General features: G+C 58.4%; 20 protein-coding genes. 12 read left to right on the top strand and 8 right to left on the bottom strand.

Annotation, left to right across the window (positions count from 1 at the left end):
- Positions 1-3 precede the first annotated feature (3 nt).
- Genes flgC through flgE form a run of 3 tightly spaced genes read left to right on the top strand, consistent with a single transcriptional unit; the run spans position 4 to position 2,549 of the window.
- Positions 4-450, top strand: a complete 447-nt coding sequence (gene flgC / locus ACP7BE_RS16030; protein WP_138738490.1) for a flagellar basal body rod protein FlgC — start codon at positions 4-6, stop codon at positions 448-450.
- 15 nt (positions 451-465) lie between these two features.
- On the top strand, positions 466-1,191 hold the full coding sequence (flgD, locus tag ACP7BE_RS16025; RefSeq protein ID WP_095001822.1) for a flagellar hook assembly protein FlgD: 726 nt from the start codon (positions 466-468) through the stop codon (positions 1,189-1,191).
- 29 nt (positions 1,192-1,220) lie between these two features.
- Positions 1,221-2,549: a flagellar hook protein FlgE gene (gene flgE / locus ACP7BE_RS16020; RefSeq protein ID WP_095001821.1), complete on the top strand. Its 1,329-nt coding sequence runs from the start codon at positions 1,221-1,223 to the stop codon at positions 2,547-2,549.
- A gap of 156 nt (positions 2,550-2,705) precedes the next feature.
- Here flgE and codA read toward each other — a convergent pair whose 3' ends face one another.
- From codA to bglX, 5 genes are all read right to left on the bottom strand, one after another.
- Positions 2,706-3,941, bottom strand: coding sequence for a cytosine deaminase (codA, locus tag ACP7BE_RS16015; protein WP_426106496.1), 1,236 nt, complete (start codon positions 3,939-3,941; stop codon positions 2,706-2,708).
- Positions 3,938-5,161, bottom strand: a complete 1,224-nt coding sequence (locus tag ACP7BE_RS16010) for a PucR family transcriptional regulator (protein WP_095021374.1) — start codon at positions 5,159-5,161, stop codon at positions 3,938-3,940. Before ACP7BE_RS16010 ends, codA begins: the two co-directional genes overlap by 4 nt.
- Positions 5,158-6,423 (bottom strand): cytosine permease, encoded by a 1,266-nt coding sequence (gene codB / locus ACP7BE_RS16005; protein WP_426106494.1) that lies wholly within the window; start codon positions 6,421-6,423, stop codon positions 5,158-5,160. Before codB ends, ACP7BE_RS16010 begins: the two co-directional genes overlap by 4 nt.
- Positions 6,424-6,790: 367 nt before the next feature.
- Complete coding sequence (locus ACP7BE_RS16000) at positions 6,791-9,664, bottom strand: ribonucleoside-diphosphate reductase subunit alpha (protein ID WP_095001817.1); 2,874 nt, start codon at positions 9,662-9,664, stop codon at positions 6,791-6,793.
- A gap of 694 nt (positions 9,665-10,358) precedes the next feature.
- Complete coding sequence (gene bglX / locus ACP7BE_RS15995) at positions 10,359-12,650, bottom strand: beta-glucosidase BglX (RefSeq protein WP_095001816.1); 2,292 nt, start codon at positions 12,648-12,650, stop codon at positions 10,359-10,361.
- Positions 12,651-12,893: 243 nt separating this feature from the next.
- Here bglX and ACP7BE_RS15990 point away from each other — a divergent pair, with 243 nt between their 5' ends.
- From ACP7BE_RS15990 to ACP7BE_RS15955, 8 genes are all read left to right on the top strand, one after another.
- Positions 12,894-13,502 carry a LemA family protein gene (locus ACP7BE_RS15990; protein ID WP_095001815.1) on the top strand — a complete coding sequence of 203 codons (609 nt, stop codon included), beginning with the start codon at positions 12,894-12,896 and terminating at the stop codon, positions 13,500-13,502.
- 155 nt (positions 13,503-13,657) lie between these two features.
- Positions 13,658-14,398 (top strand): TPM domain-containing protein, encoded by a 741-nt coding sequence (locus ACP7BE_RS15985; protein WP_095001814.1) that lies wholly within the window; start codon positions 13,658-13,660, stop codon positions 14,396-14,398.
- Between the two features lie 26 nt (positions 14,399-14,424).
- Positions 14,425-15,039 carry a TPM domain-containing protein gene (locus ACP7BE_RS15980; protein WP_095001813.1) on the top strand — a complete coding sequence of 205 codons (615 nt, stop codon included), beginning with the start codon at positions 14,425-14,427 and terminating at the stop codon, positions 15,037-15,039.
- Positions 15,040-15,295: 256 nt separating this feature from the next.
- Positions 15,296-15,487 carry a LuxR C-terminal-related transcriptional regulator gene (locus ACP7BE_RS15975; RefSeq protein ID WP_095001812.1) on the top strand — a complete coding sequence of 64 codons (192 nt, stop codon included), beginning with the start codon at positions 15,296-15,298 and terminating at the stop codon, positions 15,485-15,487.
- An 86-nt stretch (positions 15,488-15,573) separates the two neighbouring features.
- Positions 15,574-16,098, top strand: a complete 525-nt coding sequence (locus ACP7BE_RS15970) for a hypothetical protein (protein WP_095001811.1) — start codon at positions 15,574-15,576, stop codon at positions 16,096-16,098.
- Positions 16,099-16,522: 424 nt separating this feature from the next.
- Positions 16,523-17,740: a class I SAM-dependent methyltransferase gene (locus tag ACP7BE_RS15965; protein WP_095001810.1), complete on the top strand. Its 1,218-nt coding sequence runs from the start codon at positions 16,523-16,525 to the stop codon at positions 17,738-17,740.
- A 115-nt stretch (positions 17,741-17,855) separates the two neighbouring features.
- Positions 17,856-18,437 carry a DJ-1/PfpI family protein gene (locus ACP7BE_RS15960; RefSeq protein WP_095001809.1) on the top strand — a complete coding sequence of 194 codons (582 nt, stop codon included), beginning with the start codon at positions 17,856-17,858 and terminating at the stop codon, positions 18,435-18,437.
- A gap of 15 nt (positions 18,438-18,452) precedes the next feature.
- A complete protein-coding gene (locus tag ACP7BE_RS15955; protein ID WP_095001808.1) occupies positions 18,453-18,773 on the top strand; it encodes a ribbon-helix-helix domain-containing protein in 321 nt (106 codons plus the stop codon).
- Positions 18,774-18,911: 138 nt separating this feature from the next.
- Here the strand turns inward: ACP7BE_RS15955 and ACP7BE_RS15950 are convergent, their stop codons facing one another.
- From ACP7BE_RS15950 to ACP7BE_RS15940, 3 genes are all read right to left on the bottom strand, one after another.
- Complete coding sequence (locus ACP7BE_RS15950; protein WP_095001807.1) at positions 18,912-21,458, bottom strand: TonB-dependent receptor; 2,547 nt, start codon at positions 21,456-21,458, stop codon at positions 18,912-18,914.
- A gap of 120 nt (positions 21,459-21,578) precedes the next feature.
- Complete coding sequence (locus tag ACP7BE_RS15945; protein ID WP_426106488.1) at positions 21,579-22,520, bottom strand: FecR family protein; 942 nt, start codon at positions 22,518-22,520, stop codon at positions 21,579-21,581.
- Positions 22,517-23,056 carry an RNA polymerase sigma factor gene (locus ACP7BE_RS15940; RefSeq protein WP_095001805.1) on the bottom strand — a complete coding sequence of 180 codons (540 nt, stop codon included), beginning with the start codon at positions 23,054-23,056 and terminating at the stop codon, positions 22,517-22,519. The genes ACP7BE_RS15945 and ACP7BE_RS15940 overlap by 4 nt, the downstream gene beginning before the upstream one ends.
- A gap of 172 nt (positions 23,057-23,228) precedes the next feature.
- Between ACP7BE_RS15940 and ACP7BE_RS15935 the strand changes: the two genes are divergently transcribed.
- Complete coding sequence (locus ACP7BE_RS15935) at positions 23,229-23,561, top strand: YegP family protein (protein ID WP_095001804.1); 333 nt, start codon at positions 23,229-23,231, stop codon at positions 23,559-23,561.
- Positions 23,562-23,707: the final 146 nt, after the last annotated feature.

Genomic DNA, 23,707 nt, shown 5'->3' with positions numbered 1-23,707 from the left:
TCCATGTCTCTATCCAGTGTCTTCAATATTGCCGGTAGCGGCATGAGCGCCCAGACCACGCGCCTGAACACCGTGGCCAGCAACATCGCCAACGCCGATACGGTGTCGTCGAGCATCGACCAGACCTACCGCGCCCGCCACCCGGTGTTTGCCACTATGTTTCAAGGTGCGCAAGGCAACAGCAGCGGCGACTCGCTGTTCCAGAACCAGGACGCCGCCGGCCAGGGCGTGCAGGTGTTGGGTGTGGTTGAAGACCAGAGCGAGTTGCAGGCCCGCTACGAGCCCAACCATCCTTCTGCCGACGCCAAGGGCTATGTGTATTACCCCAACGTCAATGTGGTTGAAGAAATGGCCGACATGATTTCCGCCAGTCGTTCGTTCCAGACCAACGCCGAGCTGATGAATACCGCCAAAACCATGATGCAGAAGGTCCTGACCCTCGGTCAGTGATAAGGGGCGACGCAAATGAGTGTGACCGATTCCACCAGCGGCTTGACCCTTAACCAGGTACTCGCCAACTCCGCCCAGGCCAAGACCACTGACACCAGCCTGGCGGCGGCCTCCAAGGCGGTATCCGGCAACACGGCGCTGGGCAAGGATGCGTTCCTGCAACTGCTGGTCACCCAGCTGAAAAACCAGAACCCGCTGGACCCGCAGGACAACACGGCGTTCGTTGCGCAACTGGCGCAGTTCAGCAGCCTGGAAGGCATCACCACGCTCAACGATACGGTCAATTCGATCTCCGGCAACTTCCAGTCTTCGCAGGCGTTGCAGGCCTCGTCGCTGGTGGGGCGTTCGGTGATCGTGCAGACCGGCGAAGCCTATGTGGATCCGGCCAGCGACAAGCCCTTCAACGGCACCGTGGTGGTCAAGGATGCTGACTCCAAACCCGTTATCACCATCACCAATGCCGACGGTGAGGTGGTTCGCACCATCGACATGGGCACCCAGAAAGCCGGCAACGCGGAGTTCACCTGGGATGGCAAGGACGACGAGGGTGTGCTGCTGGAAAAGGGCTCCTACACCTTCACCGCATCCAGCAAAACCGACGCCGGTACCACGGCGCTCACCACCTATCTGCCAGCCACGGTCAACAGCGTGACCCTGAGCAAGACCGGCGGTGAAATCATGCTCAACCTCGCAGGCCTGGGCAGCATTGGCATGTCCAAAGTCCAGACCATTGGCTTGTAAGCCGACTCATACGCCTCAAGGAGAGAAACATGTCATTCAATATCGGCCTTAGCGGCCTCTATGCGGCGAACAAGCAGCTGGACGTGACCGGCAACAACATCGCCAACTCTGCGACCACCGGCTTCAAGGCCTCGCGTGCGGAATTCGCCGATATCTACTCGGCCAGCAAGCTGGGTACCGGCAGCAAGACCATCGGCAGTGGCGTGAACCTGGCAGCGGTCTCGCAAAATTTTGGTCAAGGTGCGGTTAACAACACCGGCAACCTGCTGGATATGGGCATCCAGGGCAGCGGCTTTTTCGTGCTCAGTGACAACGGCTCCCTGAGCTATACCCGCGCCGGTACGTTCAAGGCCGACAAAGACGGCTTTGTCACCAGCTCTGATGGCACTGCGCGCTTGCAGGGCTATGGCGTGGATGCCAATGGCAATATCGTTAATGGCGTATTGACCGATCTGCGCATCGATACTTCCAACCTGGCGCCCAAGGCGACGGGCTCGGTGGACTCGACGATCAACCTCAATTCCAACGCTGCGGTGATTGATCAGACCGCCAACCCGTTCGACCCGAGCAAAGCTGAATCCTATACGAAAAGCTTCAGTACTACGGTCTACGATACCCAGGGCAATCCACACCCGATGGACCAGTACATGGTCAAGACCGGTGCCAATACCTGGAAGGCCTACACCCTGATTGACGGTCGCAACCCCGATGGCAGCGCAGTGAGCGGAGACGGCGCGAAGGCGCCGGTGGCTTCGATCATGCAATTCGACTCAGCCGGCGGGCTGACCAGTGTGACGACGCCCAACCCGGTGGCCGGCGAACCCGATATCGTCAGCAACACCCTGACCGTCAGCACCTGGATGCCGGGCGCCATGGTCAATGGCAAGTGGGCGTCCAACGGCGCGGCAGCCAAGGACACCGGGATTGCCATCGACATGGCCAAAACCACTCAGTACAACACCGACACCTCGCGCAACCCGCCGACCCAGGACGGCTACGCTACCGGCCAGATCAACAACCTGACCATCGACGGTTCGGGTGTGATGTTCGCCAACTTCAGCAACAACCAGAGCCGTGCCATTGGCCAGATTTCCCTGGCCAGCTTTACCAATGAGCAGGGTCTGCAACCAGTGGGCGGCACGGCCTGGAAAGAGACCTACGCCTCGGGCGTGGCGGGCTACGACGCACCGAAGGTCGGCAGCCTGGGCGCCATCCAGTCCAACTCGCTGGAAGATTCCAACGTTAACCTGACCAGTGAGCTGGTGGACCTGATCAAGGCCCAGAGCAACTACCAGGCCAACGCCAAAACCATCTCGACCCAAAGCACCATCATGCAGACCATCATTCAGATGACGTGATAGCGCTGCGACCATGATCCTGCGGGCATCGGGTGCGTGAGCAATATATAACCTGCGGGAGCTGGTTTGCCTGCGATGCAGACGCTGCGGCATGTCAGGCAAACCGGGCTGATGCCATCGCGAGCAAGCCCGCTCCCACCATGTTCGTCGCGGGTCTCAGCTGAACTCCACCTGCTCCGGTACCCGCGTCATCAGCACCTTGCCAGCGCGGATCGATACCCGCGCCTTGGCCTGGCGGCGCACCGCTTCGTAATCACTGTCGGCATCCAGCACCACCAGGTTCGCCGGGCGGCCCACTGCGATACCGTATCCCTCACCCAGATTCAGCGTCCGTGCACTGTTGTCGGTGACCAGGTCCAGGCTGCGCGCCAGGTCTTCAAAACCCATCATGTGGCAGATATGCAGCCCTGCATCCAGCACCCGCAAAATATTGCCATTACCCAGCGGATACCACGGGTCCTGGATCGAGTCCTGACCAAAGCACACGTTCATGCCGGCACGGTCGATTTCGGCCACCCGGGTCACGCCACGGCGTTTCGGGAAGGTATCAAAACGACCCTGCAAATGGATGCTTTCGGTCGGGCACGAGACAAAGTTGATCTTTGATGCCTTGAGCAAACGAAACAGTTTGGAGCAGTAGGCATTGTCATACGAACCCATCGCTGTGGTGTGACTGGCGGTCACCCGGCTGCCCATGCCGCGTACCCGGGCCTCTTCGGCCAGCACTTCAAGAAAGCGCGAGTGGGGATCGTCGGTTTCGTCGCAATGCACGTCCACCAGGCACCCCGTGCGCTCGGCCAGATCCATCAGGAACTTGATCGAACTGACTCCCTGCTCGCGGGTGTTTTCAAAGTGCGGGATGCCCCCCACCACATCGGCGCCCAGCTCCACGGCCAGGGTCATCAGCTCACGGCCACCGGCATAGGACTCGATGCCTTCCTGGGGGAATGCCACGATTTGCAGGTCGATCAGGTGGCGGGTTTCATCGCGCACTTCAATCATCGCCCGCAAGGCAGCTAGGGTTGGATCGGTGACGTCGACATGGGTGCGCACATGCTGGATGCCGTGTTCGGCCAGCATGCGGACAGTGGCGTGGGCACGCTGCTTGGTGTCTTCATGGGTGATGGTTTCCTTGCGCTGCGCCCAGCGTTCGATGCCTTCGAACAGGGTGCCGCTGAGGTTCCACTCGGGCTGGCCGGCGGTCAGGGCCGCGTCCAGATGGATATGCGGTTCTACAAAAGGCGCAATCAGCAACTGACCGCGGGCGTCGATATCGCCGGCTTGCGCCGGCACGCTGCCTGCCTGCAGGGTGATGGCACTGATCAGCGCACCTTCACAGGTGACCGTGTGCAGACCCGAGGTTTTACGCAGTGTGGCATTGATGATCTTCATGGTCGTTCCTGTCGTTGAGCTTCGGACATGCGCCACACCAGCAGGGCCACCGAAGCATTCATTCTGAATAAGGGATCATCGAGCGACTGGGCGCTGTTTTGCTCGATGCGTTGCATGCGTTGATTGATGGTATTTCGATGGATGCTCAGGCGTTGCGCGGCCTTGAGTGCGTTACCGTTCTCCTGGAGCAGGGCATCCAGGGTATCGATCAAGGTATGGGGTTGCTTGCGGTTGGGTTCGATCAGCGGCCCCAGGGTTTGCTGTACGAAAGCCTCGATCACCGAGCGTTCGCCCACGGCCTGCAGCAGACGCAACACGCCCAGTTCGCTGAAATCGCAGAGGCCGGTGGCCGGGCGCAGGTTTTCTGCAACATCCAGCGCCTGGCGTGCTTCGTTCAGGGCCCGGTGATAATGGGCGCAATCCTCGACCTTGCCTGCCAGCCCCATAAACAGCGCCAGATTACCGATGATGGCCTGCAAGTCCCGATACAGGCTCGCCAGTTCTGTGCGCAGGTTGTTGTCTTCAGCGAGCAACAGGATGAACAGATCACCCTGCACGATCACCGGCAACGCGCGGGGCAGGGCACGGCTCCACACGTCGAGGTGATCCTGTACGGTCTGGCGGGTGTGTTGCAACAGGCGTTCTGCCTCCTCGGGTGCGTGACTGGCAAACAGTACACTGACTGCTGACAAGCGTAGCGCAACCAGGCGGCACGGTTGGTCCAGCGCCAGCTGCAAGTGCGTTGCGCGCTGGCGGAGGGTGGCCAGGCTGGGGTAATCGCCACTGAGCAGTTGCGCCAGAATGTCGTGGCGCGAGCGTTTGGTCTGGGCCATTTGTACCAGTGCAGTACCAATCAAATGGGTGACGATGACCATTCTCAGCAAGTACGGTTGCTCGATCAGGGGCACGCCGCGGGCTTCGGCCAGTGCAATCACCGATGGGGGAATGCTGTGGATGAAGGTCTCGCCGGTCAGGATCACCAGTCCGGCAATCGCACAGTCACTGCCTTCGTCGATCAGGCGCAGCAAGTTGGCCTCGTCACGGGGGTGGTTGATCCCGGTGACAAACACCAGCTCACCGCCCATGACCCAGCCGGCGATGCCTTCGTTCTCGGCCACATAGGACCAGCGCACGCTGCGCTGGCGGTTGCGTGCGCCGGCCCGCAGGGTCATCTCTTCGAGGCCGGGCAGGGCCAGGATCTCTTCAACGGTCAGGCTCAAAGGGGCTCCTGGACGGTGGGCAGCACCGCCGGTTGACGGCTGAGTTTCAGCAGCACGATATAGACGATGGCCGATGCGCCAATGCCTACCAGAGGCGCAATCCATGGCGACAAATAGGCCAGCAAGGCGCCCACGGCATAGGCGGTCAGCCCTGCCAGGTTGTAGCGAGGTAACTGGACGCTGGCCAGGGCCGGGTATTTGCCGCGATGGCGAAACCAGAAGTCGGCCATGATCACGCCGCCAATGGGCGGGATGACCGAACCCAGCAGCACCAGAAACGGAATCAGCATTTCATACATGCCGCCCATCGCCAGCAGCACGCCCACGGCGGCGGCGAGCAGGGTCATGGTGCGCCGGCGTTCGCTGCGCACCAGATGGCAGGTGGCAGCGGCCACGTTGTAGATGGTCGGGCCCTGGATCGTCCACAGGTTCAGGCACAGCATGACTACGGCGGCAAACGACAGGCCTTGCAGCATCATCACTTCGACGATGTCGGCCTGTTGATAAACCATGGCGCACCAGGCGCCGGCCACGATCATCAGGCCATTGCCCAGCAGAAAGCTGACCACGCTGGCGGTCACGGCGATGCGTCCGCTGCGCGACAGCCGCGTCCAGTTGGTGGCCTGGGTGGCACCGCTGGCGAAGGTGCCAAAGACCATGGTAATGGCTGCCGAGACGGTCATGGTCTGCTCCGGGATCACCGCTGCCAGCCCGGAAAACCCGCCGACATGCTGCGTGGCGATATACATGGAGACGATCAGCAGGACAAACATCAGCGGCACCGAAACCCGCGACAGCACATCCAGGCCTTTGTAGCCGATGATCGCCGTGATGCTGAAGCCCATGCCGAAAAACACCATCAAGGGCAGAGTGAAGCCTTCGGCCAGGCCGAGCATCTTCACCAGCACGATGGCCACCGTTGCCGTGCCCCAGGCGTACCAGCCGAGTTCGGCAAAACCGAGCAGGAAGTCCGAGAGGCGGCTACCGGCCTCACCAAAGCAGAAGCGTCCCATCAGCACCGTGTGCAGGCCGCTGCGCGAAGCGATCAGGGCCAGGGCGGCGGCATACAGCGCCAGCAGGGTATTGCCGATGGCCGCAATCCACAGCATATCGACAAAGTTGAAGGCCATGCCCAGCTTGCCACCGGCGAACATGGTGCCGGTAAAGAAGGTAAAGCTGAACAGCACCATCGAAATCGACAACAGCCCCTTGCGCGCTGAACGCGGGGCTTCGCTCAAAGGAAAATCGCCGGGTGAACTCATGGTCTATTTCTCCGCCTCGAATGGGGTGCGCCGATATCGGTGCCACCTCGGGGCTAGAGCAATAAGCGGGCCTGTTTTGCCGGGGCGGGGAAATACGAGAAAAGCGGGCAGACCTCATGCTTTAGGGTGTGCAATATGCATGTTTTGGTAGGTTATTACTGAAGTTGAATGTGCAGAGTGATTCATTTTGTAGCGCGCATGCACTGTTTAGGGGGGGCGTAGGGTGGTTTTCTGCCGAGTTTTGAGCACGCCAGGGGGGGCATTGTTTAACTGCGCAAAAAAAACAAAAACCCCCGCCAAACCCAACTGTTGCCAGGGTTTAACGGGGGTTTTGGGTCAGGCGGTTTGACCCGCCTGCCTGCTCAGCTTATTGGCAAGCTTCGCAATCCGGCTCGTCAATGGCGCAAGCCTTTGGCACCGGTGCCGGGCCGGCTGGGGCCGCGGCAACGTCTTCACTGTTTTTGCCGCTCGATACTGCGTTGAGCTTGCCGGTGTTGACGGTGGACTTCTCGGTGCTGGTCGCAGCCAGGGCACGGAGGTAGTAGGTGGTTTTCAGACCACGGTACCAGGCCATGCGGTAGGTCACGTCCAGCTTCTTGCCCGAAGCGCCAGCGATGTACAGGTTCAGCGACTGCGCCTGGTCGATCCACTTCTGACGACGGCTGGCGGCGTCAACAATCCACTTGGTGTCCACTTCGAACGCAGTGGCATACAGCTCTTTGAGCTCTTGCGGGATGCGTTCGATCTGCTGCACGGAACCGTCGTAGTACTTCAGGTCGTTGATCATGACCGAGTCCCACAGATCGCGGGCCTTGAGGTCGCGAACCAGGTACGGGTTGATCACGGTGAATTCGCCCGACAGGTTCGATTTCACATACAGGTTCTGGTAGGTCGGTTCGATCGACTGCGATACGCCGGTGATGTTGGCGATGGTGGCGGTCGGTGCGATGGCCATGATGTTGGAGTTGCGAATGCCTTTTTGTACACGGGCGCGAACCGGTGCCCAGTCCAGGGATTCGTTCAGGTCAACGTCAATGTACTTCTGGCCGCGCTGCTCGATCAGAATCTGTTGCGAATCCAGCGGCAGGATGCCTTTGGACCACAGCGAACCCTGGAATGTCTCGTAAGCGCCACGCTCGTCAGCCAGGTCGCAGGACGCCTGGATCGCGTAGTAGCTGACCGCTTCCATCGACTTGTCGGCAAATTCCACGGCTGCTTGCGAAGCGTAAGGAATGTGCTGCAGGTACAGGGCGTCCTGGAAGCCCATGATCCCCAGGCCAACCGGACGGTGCTTGAAGTTCGAGTTGCGCGCTTGCGGTACCGAGTAGTAGTTGATGTCGATCACGTTATCGAGCATGCGAACGGCGACGTCGATGGTGCGCTTGAGCTTGTCGGTGTCCAGCTTGCCGTTGACGATGTGGTTCGGCAGGTTGATCGAGCCCAGGTTGCAAACCGCGATTTCGTCCTTGTTGGTGTTCAAGGTGATTTCGGTGCACAGGTTCGAGCTGTGAACCACGCCCACGTGCTGCTGCGGGCTGCGCAGGTTGCACGGGTCTTTGAAGGTCAGCCAAGGGTGGCCGGTTTCAAACAGCATGGACAGCATTTTGCGCCACAGGTCTTTGGCCTGAATGGTCTTGAACAGCTTGATCTTGCCCGGGTACTGGGACAGTGCTTCGTAGTACTCGTAGCGCTCTTCGAAGGCCTTGCCGGTCAGGTCGTGCAGATCCGGTACTTCGGACGGCGAGAACAGGGTCCACGGGCCGTCATCGAAGACGCGCTTCATGAACAGGTCAGGGATCCAGTTGGCGGTGTTCATGTCGTGGGTACGACGACGGTCATCACCGGTGTTCTTGCGCAGCTCGATGAACTCTTCGATGTCCATGTGCCAGGTTTCCAGGTAGGCACATACAGCGCCTTTGCGCTTGCCACCCTGGTTAACGGCTACGGCGGTGTCGTTCACCACTTTCAGGAACGGTACAACGCCCTGGGATTTGCCGTTGGTGCCCTTGATCCACGAACCCAATGCACGTACCGGAGTCCAGTCGTTGCCCAGGCCACCGGCGAATTTCGACAACATGGCGTTGTCGTGGATCGCGTGGTAGATGCCCGACAGGTCGTCCGGCACGGTAGTCAGGTAGCAGCTGGACAGCTGCGGACGCTGGGTACCGGCGTTGAACAGGGTCGGTGTCGAGGCCATGTAGTCGAAAGACGACAACAGGTTGTAGAACTCGATGGCACGGTCTTCTTTTTGCTTCTCTTCGATCGCCAGGCCCATGGCCACGCGCATGAAGAAGATCTGCGGCAGTTCGAAACGCACGCCATCGTGGTGGATGAAGTAACGGTCGTACAGGGTTTGCAGGCCCAGGTAGGTGAACTGCTGATCGCGCTCGTGGTTGATCGCCTTGCCCAGTTTTTCCAGGTCGAAGGTGGCCAGCACCGGGTTCAGTAGGTCGAACTCGATACCCTTGGCGATGTAGGCAGGCAGGGCCTTGGCGTACAGGTCAGCCATCTCGTGGTGGGTGGCGCTGTCAGCTACTTTCAGGAAGCTCAGGCCTTCGGCACGCAGGGTGTCCATCAGCAGGCGCGCGGTCACGAACGAGTAGTTCGGCTCACGCTCTACCAGGGTGCGGGCGGTCATCACCAGGGCGGTGTTGACGTCGCTCAGCGCTACGCCGTCGTAGAGGTTTTTCAGGGTTTCGCGCTGGATCAGCTCGCCGTCCACTTCTTCCAGACCTTCGCAGGCCTCGGAAACGATGGTGTTCAGGCGACCCATGTCCAGAGGGGCGAAGGTGCCGTCGGCACGGGTGATGCGGATCGACGGGTGAGCCTGCACGGCGTCTTCGGCCGGTGCGCGGTTGGCGCGTTCCTTGGAGCGTGCGTCACGGTAGATCACATAGTCGCGGGCCACTTTTTGCTCGCCGGCGCGCATCAGGGCCAGTTCTACCTGGTCCTGGATTTCTTCGATGTGGATGGTGCCACCCGATGGCATGCGACGCTTGAAAGTTGCGGTGACCTGTTCGGTCAGGCGCGCAACGGTGTCGTGAATGCGCGACGAAGCGGCAGCATTGCCGCCTTCAACTGCGAGAAACGCCTTGGTGATGGCAACGGTGATCTTGTCATCGGTGTAAGGAACCACAGCCCCGTTACGTTTGATCACGCGCAGCTGGCCTGGCGCGGTCGCAGACAGATCCAGATTTGAATCGGTACCCTGCGAGTTCTCGCGAGTTGTATCGGTTTGCATGGGGGTGTCTCCACATTCTCTATGTTTGTTTGGGCGCCTTTTGGGTGCCCACCGTTCCGTCCTGAAGCACTACAACCGGTAATGAACCGGGCATAACAACTTCGGGACGTACAGAAGGGGGGGTTAAGCCGCTTCCGTGCCGAAGTCTTGATTCACGCAGACCGCGTGAAACCGTATTCCTGTTGGATGACAGTATTTTTACTGCAACACCCGGGCCGCTTTCCGACCTTTGGGCTGGAAAACGGTTGCCATCCGCATAAGCGGTTTGGACTTTGAAAGCTGCGTTTGGTTTAACCCGACAGGCGCGAGAAAAGGGCTTGAAATTCTCGTCTGAGTTGTGTTGGGTTTTTGGCCTAAAACCCTACATATGGGGTTTTTTGGCGAAGCTGATACAAGATATGCGTTTTATAGGGGTTGTGCAACGTACTGCCTGTGGATAACCCTGTGTGTAAATTGTGTGTGAAAGCTTGGAGATCCACGTAGGCCGCACTGCACCGGCATTTAGCCGTTTGTCACCGGATTTAGCCGGGACAAATCCTGTGTGCCGGATTTTGAGGGCGCGAACCCTACCACAAAAAACAGCGCTGTCCGAACGCATTTTCAGGCGGGTGCAAAGATAGGAAAGGTCAAGCACGGATTGTTGCGGGGAAGGGCCGGGAAGGCGGCGTGGAGCCTTCCCGGCAATTACGCGAAATTACTGCAACTGGAAGCTGTTTTGCTGGACGTTTTGCGAGTCCAGGCCAATTTGTACGTTGAATTCGCCCGGTTCGGCGACATGCTGTAACTGCGCGTTGTAGAACTTCAGGTCGTTCTCGCTGAGGGTGAACTGCACGACTTTCTGCTCGCCGGGGTTGAGCATGACCTTCTCGAAGTTCTTCAGCTCTTTAACCGCTCGGCTCATGGACGCAGTAACGTCCTGGATATACAACTGAACCACCGTTTCGCCAGCACGCTTGCCGGTGTTTGTTACGGTGACGCTGGCCGTCAGGGTCGCGCCCGGCTTCAGGGTTTTGGCCGACAGGCGGACATCTGAAAGGCTGAAGTCGGTGTAGCTCAAACCATAGCCAAACGGGTACAGCGGGCTGTTGCCCTCATCGAAGTACTGCGAGGTGTAGTTGCCCGGTTTGCCCGGCGTGAAGGGACGGCCAATGCTCAGATGGCTGTAGTAAGTCGGAATCTGACCTACGGAGCGTGGGAAAGTGATCGGCAACTTGCCGGAGGGGTTGTAGTCGCCAAATAGCACGTCGGCAATGGCGTTGCCGCCTTCAGTGCCGCTGAACCAGGTTTCCAGCACGGCATCGGCCTGCTGCTGTTGCACATCGATCGACAACGGGCGGCCGTTCATCAATACCAGCACCAACGGCTTGCCGGTGGCTTTGAGGGCCGTAATCAGGGCGCGCTGGCTGGCAGGAATGTCCAGATTGGTGCGGCTCGACGACTCGTGGGACATGCCCCGCGACTCACCTACCACAGCAACCACCACGTCGGCCTGCTGCGCAGCCTTGACGGCTTCGTCGATCATGACCTGCGCCGGGCGCGGGTCGTTGACCACTTCGGGTGCATCAAAGTTGAGGAAGTTGAGGTAGTCGACGACGCTTTGATCGTCCGTGATATTGGCACCACGGGCGTAGATCAGGTTGTCCTGTTGGGCGATGGCATTGCGCATGCCGTCAAATACGGTCACCGATTGCGCAGGCTGACCGGCTGCGGCCCAGCTGCCCATAATATCGATCGGGGCTTTGGCCAGCGGGCCAACCAGGGCAATGCGCGCCTGCTTTTTCAGGGGCAGGGTATCGTTCTGGTTTTTCAGCAATACCAGGCTCTTGCGTGCCACTTCACGGGCTTCGGCACGATGCAGGCGGCTGTCGGCCTTGGTGTCGGCCGGGTCATCTTCGGCCTTGCCGATACGCAGGTACGGGTCGGCAAACAGGCCCATGTCGTACTTGGCCCCCAGCACCTCGCGTACAGCATTGTCCAGATCGCTTTGCGGCACTTCACCAGACTTGAGCAAGCCCGGCAGTTCTTCACCGTAGGCCTTGTCGTTCATGCTCATGTCGATACCGGCCTTGATCGCCAGCTTGGCGGCCTCGCGGCTGTCCTTGGCCACGCCGTGTTTGATCAGCTCGTTAATCGCGCCGTGGTCGCTGACTGCCACACCTTTGAAGCCCCAGTCCTTGCGCAGCAAATCCTGCATCAGCCACATGTTTGAAGTGGCCGGCACGCCATTGATCGAGTTAAGGGCCACCATCACGCTGCCCGCGCCTGCCTCAATGGCGGCGTGGTAAGGCGGCAGATAGTCCTGAAACATGCGTGTCGGGCTCATGTCCACAGTGTTGTAGTCCCGGCCGCCTTCTACCGCGCCATACAGGGCAAAGTGCTTGACGCTGGCCATGATATTGCCGGGCAGGGCAGGGGATGCGCCCTGATAGGCCTGCACCATCACCTTGGCGATGCGCGAGACCAGGTAGGTGTCTTCGCCAAAGCCCTCGGAGGTACGGCCCCAGCGCGGGTCACGGGCGATGTCGACCATCGGCGCGAAGGTCAGGTCGATACTGTCGGCGCTGGCTTCCCTGGCGGCGATGCGGCCGCTCAGGCCGATGGCGTCCATGTCCCAGCTGGAGGCCAGGGCCAGGCTGATCGGGAAAATCGTTCGGTGGCCGTGGATCACGTCGTACGCGAAAAACATCGGAATCTGCAGGCGACTGCGCATGGCGGCGTCTTGCATCGGGCGGTTTTCGTCGCGGCTGATGGAGTTGAACGTACCGCCGATGCGGCCCGCAGCAATTTCCTTGCGGATCATCTCGCGGGGCATTTCCGGGCCGATACTGATGAGGCGCAGTTGGCCGATCTTTTCATCGACGCTCATCTTTTTCAGCAGCTCAGCGACGAACACGTCTTTGGGGGGGAGCGGGGCGGCCGGGGTTTGAGCCCAGGCGGGGTGACTGGCCAGGCTGATGACGATGCCCAGCAAACACATATTTCTCATTGGATTCTTCTGCGCAGCCGCTCACTTGAAGCGAGGGAGACCCACGCTCGTGCAGCGATATTGTTCTGGGGAGGTATCAGGAGTACTCGAATCAAAGATTTGACCTACCTTTAGAACGGAGTATTCCTGCATGGCAGGCAGTCTTTTAGCTGATTCACCGCGAGCAATCCAGTATTGCCGGGAGTTATTAGGCGTGGTGTGTGGTCAATAAACCCAATGTTGTTATTTCGGAGCGTTGCAAGCATGGGCATACAAAGTTTTAAAGCAGCGGGCTGGAAAGCCCTCGCCCTTCTGGCCTTGAGCAGTTTGCTGGCGGGGTGCGGGATCAACACCATTCCCACCCTCGACGAGCAGGTCAAGGCGGCCTGGTCCCAGGTGCAGAACCAGTATCAGCGTCGCTCTGACTTGATCCCCAATCTGGTCGAAACGGTCAAGGGTGCAGCCAAGCAGGAGCAGGCCACCCTGACCGCGGTGATTGAAGCGCGGGCCAAGGCCACCTCGATCCAGGTTGATGCCAGCACGCTGAACAACCCGGAAAAACTCAAGCAGTTCCAGGACGCGCAGAACCAGCTGACCGGAGCATTGAGCCGGTTGATGGTGGTGTCCGAGCGCTACCCTGACCTTAAATCCAACCAGAACTTTCTGGCGTTGCAATCACAGCTAGAAGGCACGGAAAACCGCATCAGCGTGGCGCGGCGCGACTTTATCCTCGCGGTTGAACGCTACAACACCGAGATCCGTACCTTCCCGGGGCGTTTGTGGCATGCGGTGATGTACAGCGACCTGCCGGTGCGCTCCACATTCGAAGCCACCACCCCGGACGCCGACAAAGCGCCGGAAGTGAAGTTTTAACGGCCTTATACCGTTCCCCCCCCCCTGTGGGAGCGAGCTTGTTGTGGGAGCGGGCTTGCTCGCGATGGAATCAACGCGATTTGCCTGACAGACCGCGCCGCATGTATCGCGAGCAAGCCCGCTCCCACAATGGATAACAAACGTTCGAGGTAGCGATGCGCGTATCAAGACTGGGGTTGGGCCTGTTGCTGTGGCTATTTATAGCCACGGCCCAGGCGCTGACCTTTCCCGCGCTCAGCGGGCGGGTAGTGGACGAGGGGCAAATGCTCACGCCCGCCACCCGCGAGCAATTGACGCAAAGCCTGCAGGCTCACGAAAAGGCCACCGGCGAGCAAGTGGTGGTGGTCACCGTGCCTGACCTGCAGGGCATGCCCATCGAAGACTACGGCTACCAACTGGGCCGTGCCTGGGGTATCGGGCAAAAGGACAAAAATAACGGCGCCTTGCTGATCGTGGCCCGCGACGACCGCAAGTTGCGCATCGAGGTCGGCTATGGCCTTGAGGATCGCCTCACCGATGCCCAGGCCTCGGTGATTATCAACCAGATCATCACCCCGGCCTTTAAAGCCGGGGACTACAACCAAGGTATCAGCGACGGTGTGGGTGCCATCCTGCAAGTATTGGGCGGCACGCCCCTGGCCGAACCGGCCTACGCCAGCAGCCAGGGTGACGGCAGCGACTTTATGGCCGAGCACCCCGGGGGGGTGATGCTGCTATTTATCCTGTTTGTACTGGTGGTTGCCGCCTGTCAGTTCTATGGCATCTGCAATTCGGGTGGCAGTGGCGGTTCGCGCTCCGGTGGTTTTGGCGGTGGCGGGTTCGGCGGAGGCGGTGGTGGCGGTTTTCGCGGCGGTGGTGGCAGCTTCGGCGGCGGCGGAGCCTCTGGTGGCTGGTAATTCACTTTTTAACGAGTACGAGACTTATGGCTTTATTAACCCCCGAGCAACAACGGCAGGTCGAAGACGCGGTCACCCGTGCCGAACAGCACACCGACGCCGAAATCGTCACCGTGCTGGCTCCCCGTGCCGACGACTACAGCTACATCCCCTTGCTATGGGCCAGCCTGATTGCCTTGGTGCTGCCGGCCGTGGTGCACTTCTTGAACAGCGGCCTGGCGACTTACACTCTGCTGATGCTGCAATGGGCCAGCTTTGTCTTTCTTAGCCTGATCTTTCGCATCCCGGCCATCACCACTCGCCTGATTCCGCCCCGCGTGCGGCATTGGCGTGCGAGTAACCTGGCCCGGCGCCAGTTTCTCGAACAAAAACTGCACCACACTGCAGGGCGCACGGGTGTACTGATTTTTGTCAGTGAAGCTGAACGTTATGTCGAAATACTGGTGGATGAAGGGATATCCCGCCATCTGGACGACAGTGACTGGGGCACTATCGTCAGCGATTTCGTACGCCGCGTGGCGTTGGGGCATACGGCAGAAGGTTTTATCACTTGCATCGATGCCTGCGCTGAAGTGCTCGCACAGCACATACCCAAAACCCAAGCGCGCAACCAACTGCCGAATCGGTTGGTGATGTTGTAATCATTTTCTTAGTGGCTTTGATGTTTCCGACACTTTGATGAGAAGTGTCGGGCTTTTGTAATGTTATCTTTATGGTTTTATTCTTGTCTGTCCGTAAGTAAGTTCTTGCTGGGTCGCGATATAAATTTCTTCTGATTATAATTTTCATTGTTGTGAAGAACTGTGTTGTCATTTTTTTGAATGATGGCTAGGTTGTGTTTGAGCGTTTTTGTAGGGTGCTTTTCCGTGAGAAATTAAATAGTTTGGGAGAAAAGGATTGAAGCTTACGCACAGGGAGAAAGAAGTGCTTGATTTACTTTTGCAGGGGCGCACGAACAAGAAGATAGCGCAACAGTTGCGTATTAGTGGTTTTACGGTGCGGGATCATGTGTCTTCATTGCTGCGCAAGTACAGTGTCGGAAGTCGTATGGAGTTAGTAGTGGAGATTGGCCGTATGGGTGAAGGTTAATATGGGCTTGCGGACCCCCTACATCGGTAGGGTTGCTATGTCAGGTGTTGAAGTTTATTTTTAGATCAAGTGCGCAAGAGGTGAGGATGAAAAAGCTGTCTTTGTATATACCGCTTGATTATGTGGCGACCCGTGTGGATTTGGTTGTGATGGCGTTGAGTTGCCTGTTTATGCTGGGGCTTGGTGTGATGATGTGGGGTGCGAGGGTGGAAGTGCCGCCGGAACCGAAAAAGTTGGTGCTGCGCAGCGCATATGTTACTCATCCTTTGGATCGGTCGAAGTCGTCAGCTTTTTTGTATTTTACTGTGGGGCAAGATGAAGGGGGTTATAAGTACAGGGTTGAGTTCTCCAGTGAGGATGCAAGGTTGTTGGATGTTCAGAAGCATAAAAAGTTGTGGGTGGCTGTAGATGCTAGTGGTGAGAGTGAATTTGTATGGGCTGTGTATGATGATGAACTTCGATTGATGGTGAGTCGTAAGCAGATTGAGTGGTGGGTGCGATATAACAATGGTGGTAATTACCTTGCGATTGTATTGTCGTGCCTGGCTTTAAGTTATTGCGGTTTTTTCATGTTCAGGTGTGGTATTTGGAATCGGTATTATTGCAGGTAAGGGTCGCTCGCTAGTTCAGTCACGCCTTGAGGAGTTGAGGGGGAATAAGCCTTGGAGTTTTTTAACCCGTGTGTTGGAGCGAATTCTGGTATTGCATGATTTTAAAATTGCTGTGTTAGGCGCTTGTGCGGGCGGACAGATGTTCGGTCAAGATGCGATCATTCATCGAGACAATATAGTATATCCCGGTTTAACGATTGGTGTGTTTTGTAATGAGCGCCGGCTGGCATTCTTACTGTTCTACTCATATGAGCTGCAATTATTTTTCACATCACAAACCATTTATAATTGTTGGCAAGGTCTGCATACCCGCCACTGTCCGTGCCCGTATGAAATTACCCCGTGCCCTGAGCGCCCAACACGCCTAAAATACCTGCCATTCGTTTTCTGATTTTCCCTCCTGCACCCCGAGGCACCTTTATCAATGTCAGTGACTGCTACCACCGCCGCGTCTGTGCCGGATCATCGTGCGCAATTTTTGAACCTGCTGGAAACCGGTCTGGCCCAGAACTCCTTTATCAAGCTGGTGCTGGCCAAATACGTCGGCTCCGAGGCTGAATTGCAGCGGGTGATCATCAAGCAGGTAACAGTCAAGGAGCAGCCTTGCCTGTCCTTTGTCTATCGCTATAAAACCCGCGATATCACCAAGAATTTCCCGCTGGACGAAGGCGTGGCGATCATTGCCGGCCTGCTGCCCGAAGCGTTCAAAAATGCCCACCTGCTGACCCTGACCGACGAAGTGCAGCTTGAATACAGCAAAAAGGGTAAAAGCTCTCTGTTCAAAGGCAAAAGCCAGCAAGAGCGCGAAGTGCCGTCGGCTGAGCACAATCGTGAGAAAAATCGCTTTCTGGACCTGACCCGGCCGTTTCTGGCGGATCTGGGTGTCACCAACAAGCAGCAAGAACTGATCCCGGCGATGTCGCGCAAGTGGAAGCAGATCAACAAGTTTATCGAGGTGTTTTCCCACGCCCTGAGCAGCTCACCGCTCAAGCTCGATCAGCCGGTCAAGGTGGTGGATTTCGGTTCGGGCAAGGGTTACCTGACGTTTGCCATTCACGATTACCTGCGTCACAGCCTGCAAGCCGAAGGCCTGGTGACCGGGGTTGAGCTGCGTGAAGACATGGTCACGCTGTGCAACAACGCTGCCCAGCGCCTGGAACACCCGGGCCTGACCTTCCAGCACGGCGATGTGCGCAGTTTTGCACCCACCCCGATCGATGTGATGATCGCCCTGCATGCCTGTGATATTGCCACCGACTATGCGATTCATATGGGTATTCGCTCCGGGGCGGCAATCATCATGTGCTCGCCGTGCTGTCATAAACAGATCCGCCTGCAAATCCAGAGCCCGGCGCTGCTCAAGCCGATGCTGCAATACGGCCTGCACCTGGGCCAGCAGGCCGAAATGGTCACCGACAGCCTGCGCGCGCTGTACCTCGAAGCCTGCGGCTATGACACCAAGGTGTTCGAGTTTATCTCGCTGGAACATACCAATAAAAACAAGATGATCCTCGCGGTCAAACGTGCCGGACCTTCCGATCCGACGCAGTTGTTGGTGAAAATCCAGGAACTCAAGGCGTTCTACAACATTCAGGAACACTGCCTCGAAACCCTGCTTCAGGCAGACGGTTTGCTGAAGTAAGCCTGTAAGCAGCTCCGGCGGGAACGTAGTACATGGCTATTACCCGCCCGCGCGCTCAGGGGTTACCTTGGCTACTCTTACTGGCCCAAGGTCTTACCCCACAGGAGCACGCACCATGGCAGCGAAAAAAATTCTGATGCTGGTTGGCGATTACGTCGAAGACTATGAAGTGATGGTGCCGTTTCAGGCACTGTTGATGGTCGGCCATCAGGTTCATGCGGTATGCCCGGGAAAAACCGCAGGCCAGACCGTACGCACTGCCATCCACGACTTCGAAGGCGACCAGACTTACAGCGAAAAGCCCGGGCACTTGTTTGCCCTGAATTTCGACTTTGACAAGGTGAAAGCCAGCGATTACGACGCACTGCTGGTGCCGGGCGGTCGTGCGCCGGAATACCTGCGTCTGAACGAAAAGGTGCTGGAGCTAGTGCGTGACTTCGACAAGGCGGCCAAGCCAATTGCAGCAGTGTGCCATGGTGCGCAACTGCTGGCCGCTGCGGGCACGCTGGAAGGCCGTGAGTGCAGTGCTTACCCGGCGTGTGCACCGGAAGTGCGGCTGGCGGGGGGGACTTATATCGATATCGATGTGACCAAGGCCCATGTGCAAGGCAACCTGGCCACAGCCCCTGCGTGGCCGGCACATCCGGCGTGGCTGGCGGCATTCCTGGGTTTGCTGGGTACCAAAATCACTTTGTAGGCAGAGGGCGTGACCATGTGTGAACTGTATGTAAAAGCCGACCCGATTCTTTACGAGTCACGTTCGCGCTCGTTGCGTATTTGCGGTGTGGTCACCACTTTGCGCCTGGAAAACCAGTTCTGGGACATCCTCAGCGAAATTGCCGAAACAGATGGCATGACCACCAACCAGTTGGTGGCCAAGCTCTATGAAGAGGTGATGGATTATCGTGGCGAAGTAGTCAACTTTGCCTCGTTCCTGCGCGTGAGCTGCACCCGCTACTTGAGCCAGCGCCGGGTGCAGGCGCCGGAGTTGAGTGTGGTAGCACGTAACAGTAGCCGCGCGCTCCCGCAATAGCGCTTGCGGGTGTGAGCGGTACACACCTGTGGGAGCCGGGCTTGCCCGCGATGGCATCGGCGCGGTCGGCCAGATACACCGTGCCGGCGGAATCGCGAGCAAGCCCGCTCCCACAGAGGGTTTGCCGGATCAGCCAACTCAGAAGAACCGCGTCACGCTGATCTTGGCATTGCGGCCCTGGCTGTAGGCGTTTTCGCCACTGAGCATCGGCTGATAGTTTTTATTGAACATGTTGTCCAGGGTGAAGTTGACTTCGGTGCCCTTGAGGTACGGCTGCTGCGGCTTCCAGTTGGCAAATAGGCCCTGCACGTTGTAGCTGTCGTTGGGGAACTGGTCCCAGTAGCGGTCGCCCAGCGCACTGATCGGGCTGCTGTAGTAGTTATCGCTTGGCAAGCGGTCGGTCTTGCGTACGAATTCTCCTTTCCAGCCAATCCGGGCATCCAGGCTCGGGATCTTGGTACCCAGTACGGCAATCCACTTGGGCGCGGGTATGTCACGCGCCCAGACGTTGGGGCCCCAAGGGTTGGTGTAGGCGCCTTGGTGTTTGCCGGTCATCCATGCGTAGGACAGGGATCCGAACACGTAGGTGGATTCGTAGAAGCTCTCAATTTCGAAGCCCTTGATGGTCACGCTGCCAATGTTGCGGTAGTTGGGCATGTTGGGCCCGCACGCATCGCTCATGCTGACCGTAGGGGTTTGCGCGGCGCAGCCGACGCCCGTGGCCTTGAAAATCTCGTCGTCGACGGTGTTGCGGAACAGGGTGGTGCGCACCAGGGCGTGGTCGTTGTCGCCAAAAATCTGGTCGAAGGTGGTGATGTTGCCGCCGCGCCAGCCGGTGATGCGCTCCGGATCAAGGCCCAGGCTGCTGGAGGTGCGGCTGCCGACGCCTTGTACTTCGTACTGCTCGTCAATCACCGGGGCACGCCAGGTTTTGCTGTAGTCCAGGAACAGGGCGGTTTTCGGGGTGATTTTCCAGAAGGCCGACAGGCGAGGCGACCAGCCGGTGTAGGTTTTGTCGCTGTAGTCGTGACCCAACTCCGGGTGGTTATAGTACGGCGCGTCGTTTTCCTGGCCGCGATTGCGTACGTGGTCGTAGCGCATGGACGGCGTGAGGGTGAAGTCACCCCAGGTGATGGCGTCCTGAATATAGAAGCTGTTGGTGTCGACCTTGCCCCGGGGCATGAAGTTGGGCTGGTAGTGGCCGTAGTTGTACTTTTCGACGTCGTAGATACCGCCCGGCATCCACATGTCCACATCACGCTGGTGCTTGCGAAGTTGCACACCGGTGGTCACTGCATGGTCCAGCGGGCCGCTGGCAAACAGGCTGATGTTCTCGACCTGGAGCATGTCATCGGTGTAGCCGGTTTCCATCTTGCGCCCGCCGCTGGTGGGCTGGGTAAAGGCCTGGGCATCGCGCTTGTCGGTTTGCTCGGTGTTGGAGTGTGAGTACTTGACCTCCAGATCCACCAGCGGGTTGTCCAGGGGTTCGTATTTGTATTTGGCCGACCAGGTGGTGTCGATCGTCGAGCGGTTGGACAGGTAGCGCCGCGCTGCAATGTCGTAGCCATATTTGTCGATGTTGGCCTGGCTGGGTGGCGCCGGGTAACTGACGGCCGAGAAGGGCACCCACAAATAGTTGTTCGAGCGCGAGTAAGACATGCCCACACTGTGTTCGTCATTGAGGTGCAAGTTGAGCTTGAGCAGTTGTCCGTCCAGGTCCTGGGCCGTATTGGGCAGACGCTGCGGGTTAACCGGGTAGACATTGCCGGGGTTGGGCATTTTACCGGCCAGCTTCATATCGTCGCCGTCGCGCCTGGTGTAGTAAAACAGGGCGTCGGCGCGACCATCTTCGGTGCGACCGTAAACAGCGCCGCTGTAGACCTGTTGATGGTCGTTGCTGCTGTAGCCGTATTTGAGCATGGCGCCGGTGTTCTTGCCCTCTTCGAGCAAGTCGGTCGCGTCCTTGGTTTCCATGTGCACAACACCGGCAAAGCCGCCATTGCCGGTGTGGATATCGTGGGGGCCTTTTTCGACTTCCAGGCGTTTGATCAGCTCGGGTTCGATAAAAATCGTGCCCTGTTTGTAGCGTTCAAAGCCGCTTTTGGTCGCCCCATCGACGGTCATTTGTACGTCTTCGGCTTCTCCCATGCCCCAGATATTGATGGTCTGGCCACCGGGCTTGAGCGAGCCGCCGAGGTTGATGCCTGGCAGGGTGGCGAGCAGGCTGGGGATGTTATTGGCCTGATAGCGGTTGATTTGCTCCTGGGTCATGGTCGACTTGCCGACGTTGCTGGAGTCGACCTCGCTACCGTTGCCCACCACACTGACTGCGCCCAGCTCCAGGCTGTTGCTGGTGGTGGTGCCGGACTCCCGGGGCCGCACGACGTAGGTGCGATCGATCTGCACAAGGCTGAAGTCGGTGTCTTTGAGCAGGCGCTGGATGGCTTCCTGTGGCTCGAAGGTGCCACTGAGTGCCGGGGCTTTCACGTTGCGTAACAGGGCTTCGTCGAACAGCAGCTGGATTTTTGCCTGCTGTGCCACCTCGCTCAGCGAACTGGCCAGCGATTGTGCTGGCAGTTGCAGTTGGATCGACTCCGCGTGGGCTTGCAGGCTGATCGCCAGGCAAGCCGCCAGCAGTGTCGGGCGGGTGTACAAATGCGAGAAGCAATGTGGTGCGCGAAACATGAAATCCCCCGGTGTGGCAACAAAGGCCAAAAAGACATGCGTTAGCAACGCAGACCGGAGGAAGACGCAGCAAAATGAAAAAACCACATATGCGAATGGAAAATATTCGCATATGTTTTTTTAGCGTGGTTCGATACGGATTTTACCGCTGTCCAGCAGCACGGTTTTTACCGGGATCAGGGCGGGCAGGGCTTTGACCAGTGCCAGTGGATCGCTGACATCCAGGTTGCCTGAAACCTTGTAGTCAGTCAGCGGGCCGTCGGCCAACTGAATCAGGCCCGGGCGGTAGAGGTCCAGTTCATCCACCAGGCTGGCCAGTTCGCGATTGCGAAAGGACAGATGGCCGCTGCGCCAGCCCGCCACTTCGCCCGCACTCAACGTCTGTTCTATGAGTGCTCCCCTGTTGTAGTCCCAGGTGGCGCGTTGTTGTGCACCCAGCAGCATTGCTGACCTGGGGTCTGGGATGAACGCAACCTCGCCGTGGGCCACGCTGACCACCAATTGGCGCGAACTGCGGCGTACATCGAACCCCGTGCCGACCACCCGTATGCGCGCCTCCCCGGCATGCACCATCAACGGCTGCTCCTTGTTGGCCGCGACCTCGATGTAAAGCTGGCCCTGGTCCAGATAGATGTCACGCTGGTGGGCGCTGAAGTCCAGGCTCAGGCGCGTGTTGGCATTCACGTTCAGGGTGCTGCCGTCGGGTAGCAATATCGTGCGGGCGCCTTGGGCCAGTGTGCTGACCTGCTGTTGATGCAGCGCCACCGGGGCGCCCAGGTTCAGTGCAAAGACGGCGCAGAGCACGGCGGCAGCAGTGGCCAGCGCAAAGTGTGCGCGCCGGGGCTTGGCAGGGAGGGGGACCGGCGAGTTGATCTGTTCAAGTTCTCCCAGGTCGGCCCACAACGATTCAAATTCGGTATAGGCCCGGGCATGACTCGGGTTGGCATGCCAGGCGTTGAATTGTTCGCAGCTGCCTTGGTTGCGGGTATTGCGGTTGCGTGCAAACCAATTGGCGGCCTGTTCATCGATGCTGTCGTCACCGGCCGTGTGAAAAGGGCTCATTGTGTCTGCTCCTTGCCGCTGTCCCGCTGTAGATGTTGCTTGCAGTGCAGCAAGGCCTGGGCAATGTGCTTTTCAACCATGCTCACGGATATCCCCATGCGTTCGGCAATCTGTGCCTGACTCAAGCCTTCAAAACGGTGCAGCATAAGGGCTTCTCGACGCCTGGGCGAGAGTTCTGCAACTACCCTTTTAAGTTGTTCAAGGCGTTGCAGGCGCAGGGCTGCGACCATCGGATCATCCCTGTCATCGCTCAAGGGCTCGGCCTCACTTTCACTGTGCTCGCCGTGAGCGGCGTGTCGCACTTGCTGTCGACGCCAGTGATCGCGCAACAGATTGCGCGCCATCTGGAACAAAAACGCCCGGGGCTGTTCGATTTTGCCTCGGTCCTGATAGCCCAGCCATTGGGTGAAAACATCCTGGGTCATGTCGGCTGCATCGCTGGTGTTGTCGGTACGCTTGCGCAGAAAGTGCAAAATTTGCGTATAGAACTCGCGAAAGTGATCGGCCGCGGGCGGATCGGGTTTAAGGCCAGACATGAAGATCCTTATAGACACAGCGATGCAAATAAGCTGCGAATGGTATCGATAACCATTGCTATTTGTCTCGTTGAAATTTCCTGTTTCCTTCATTCCGGTCGATAAATGGATAAATAGCCCATGGGGTCTTTACTGAATAAGTGCAGGAACCTTTAATTTCGGGAGAAAGGCTATGTCGGGTTGGTATGAGTTGAGCAAGACCAGCAGCGGGCAGTTCCGTTTTGTACTGAAGGCGGCGAATGCCGAAACCATTCTGGTCAGCGAGCAATACACCACGCTGGCGGCGGCCAAGGGCGGGATCGCCTCGGTGCAGGTCAACAGCCCGCTGGATGAGCGCTACGAGAAGAAAGTGGCCAAGGACGGCAAGCCATACTTCAACCTGAAGGCGGCCAATCACCAGATCATCGGCACCAGCGAGCTGTACTCCTCGGAGGCCGCGCGGGACAAGGGCATTGCCAGCGTCAAGCACAATGGCCCGACCACGGTGATCAAAGAGAAATTTTGATACCTGAATGTGTGCTCTTGTAACCCTGTAGATACTCTGTTGTAGATCAAACCCTATTGTGGGAGCGAGCCTGCTCGCGAACGACCTTCGCGAGCAGGCTCGCTCCCACAGTTGCAGTTTTTCCTGTTGCCGCTGCTCGTCAGCGG

Source organism: Pseudomonas sp. TWR1-1-3 (assembly GCF_049896805.1).
GTDB classification, from domain to species: Bacteria; Pseudomonadota; Gammaproteobacteria; order Pseudomonadales; family Pseudomonadaceae; genus Aquipseudomonas; species Aquipseudomonas bubulae.
Note: the sequence above shows the minus strand (reverse complement) of the source record. Positions and strands in the feature narration are given on the sequence as shown.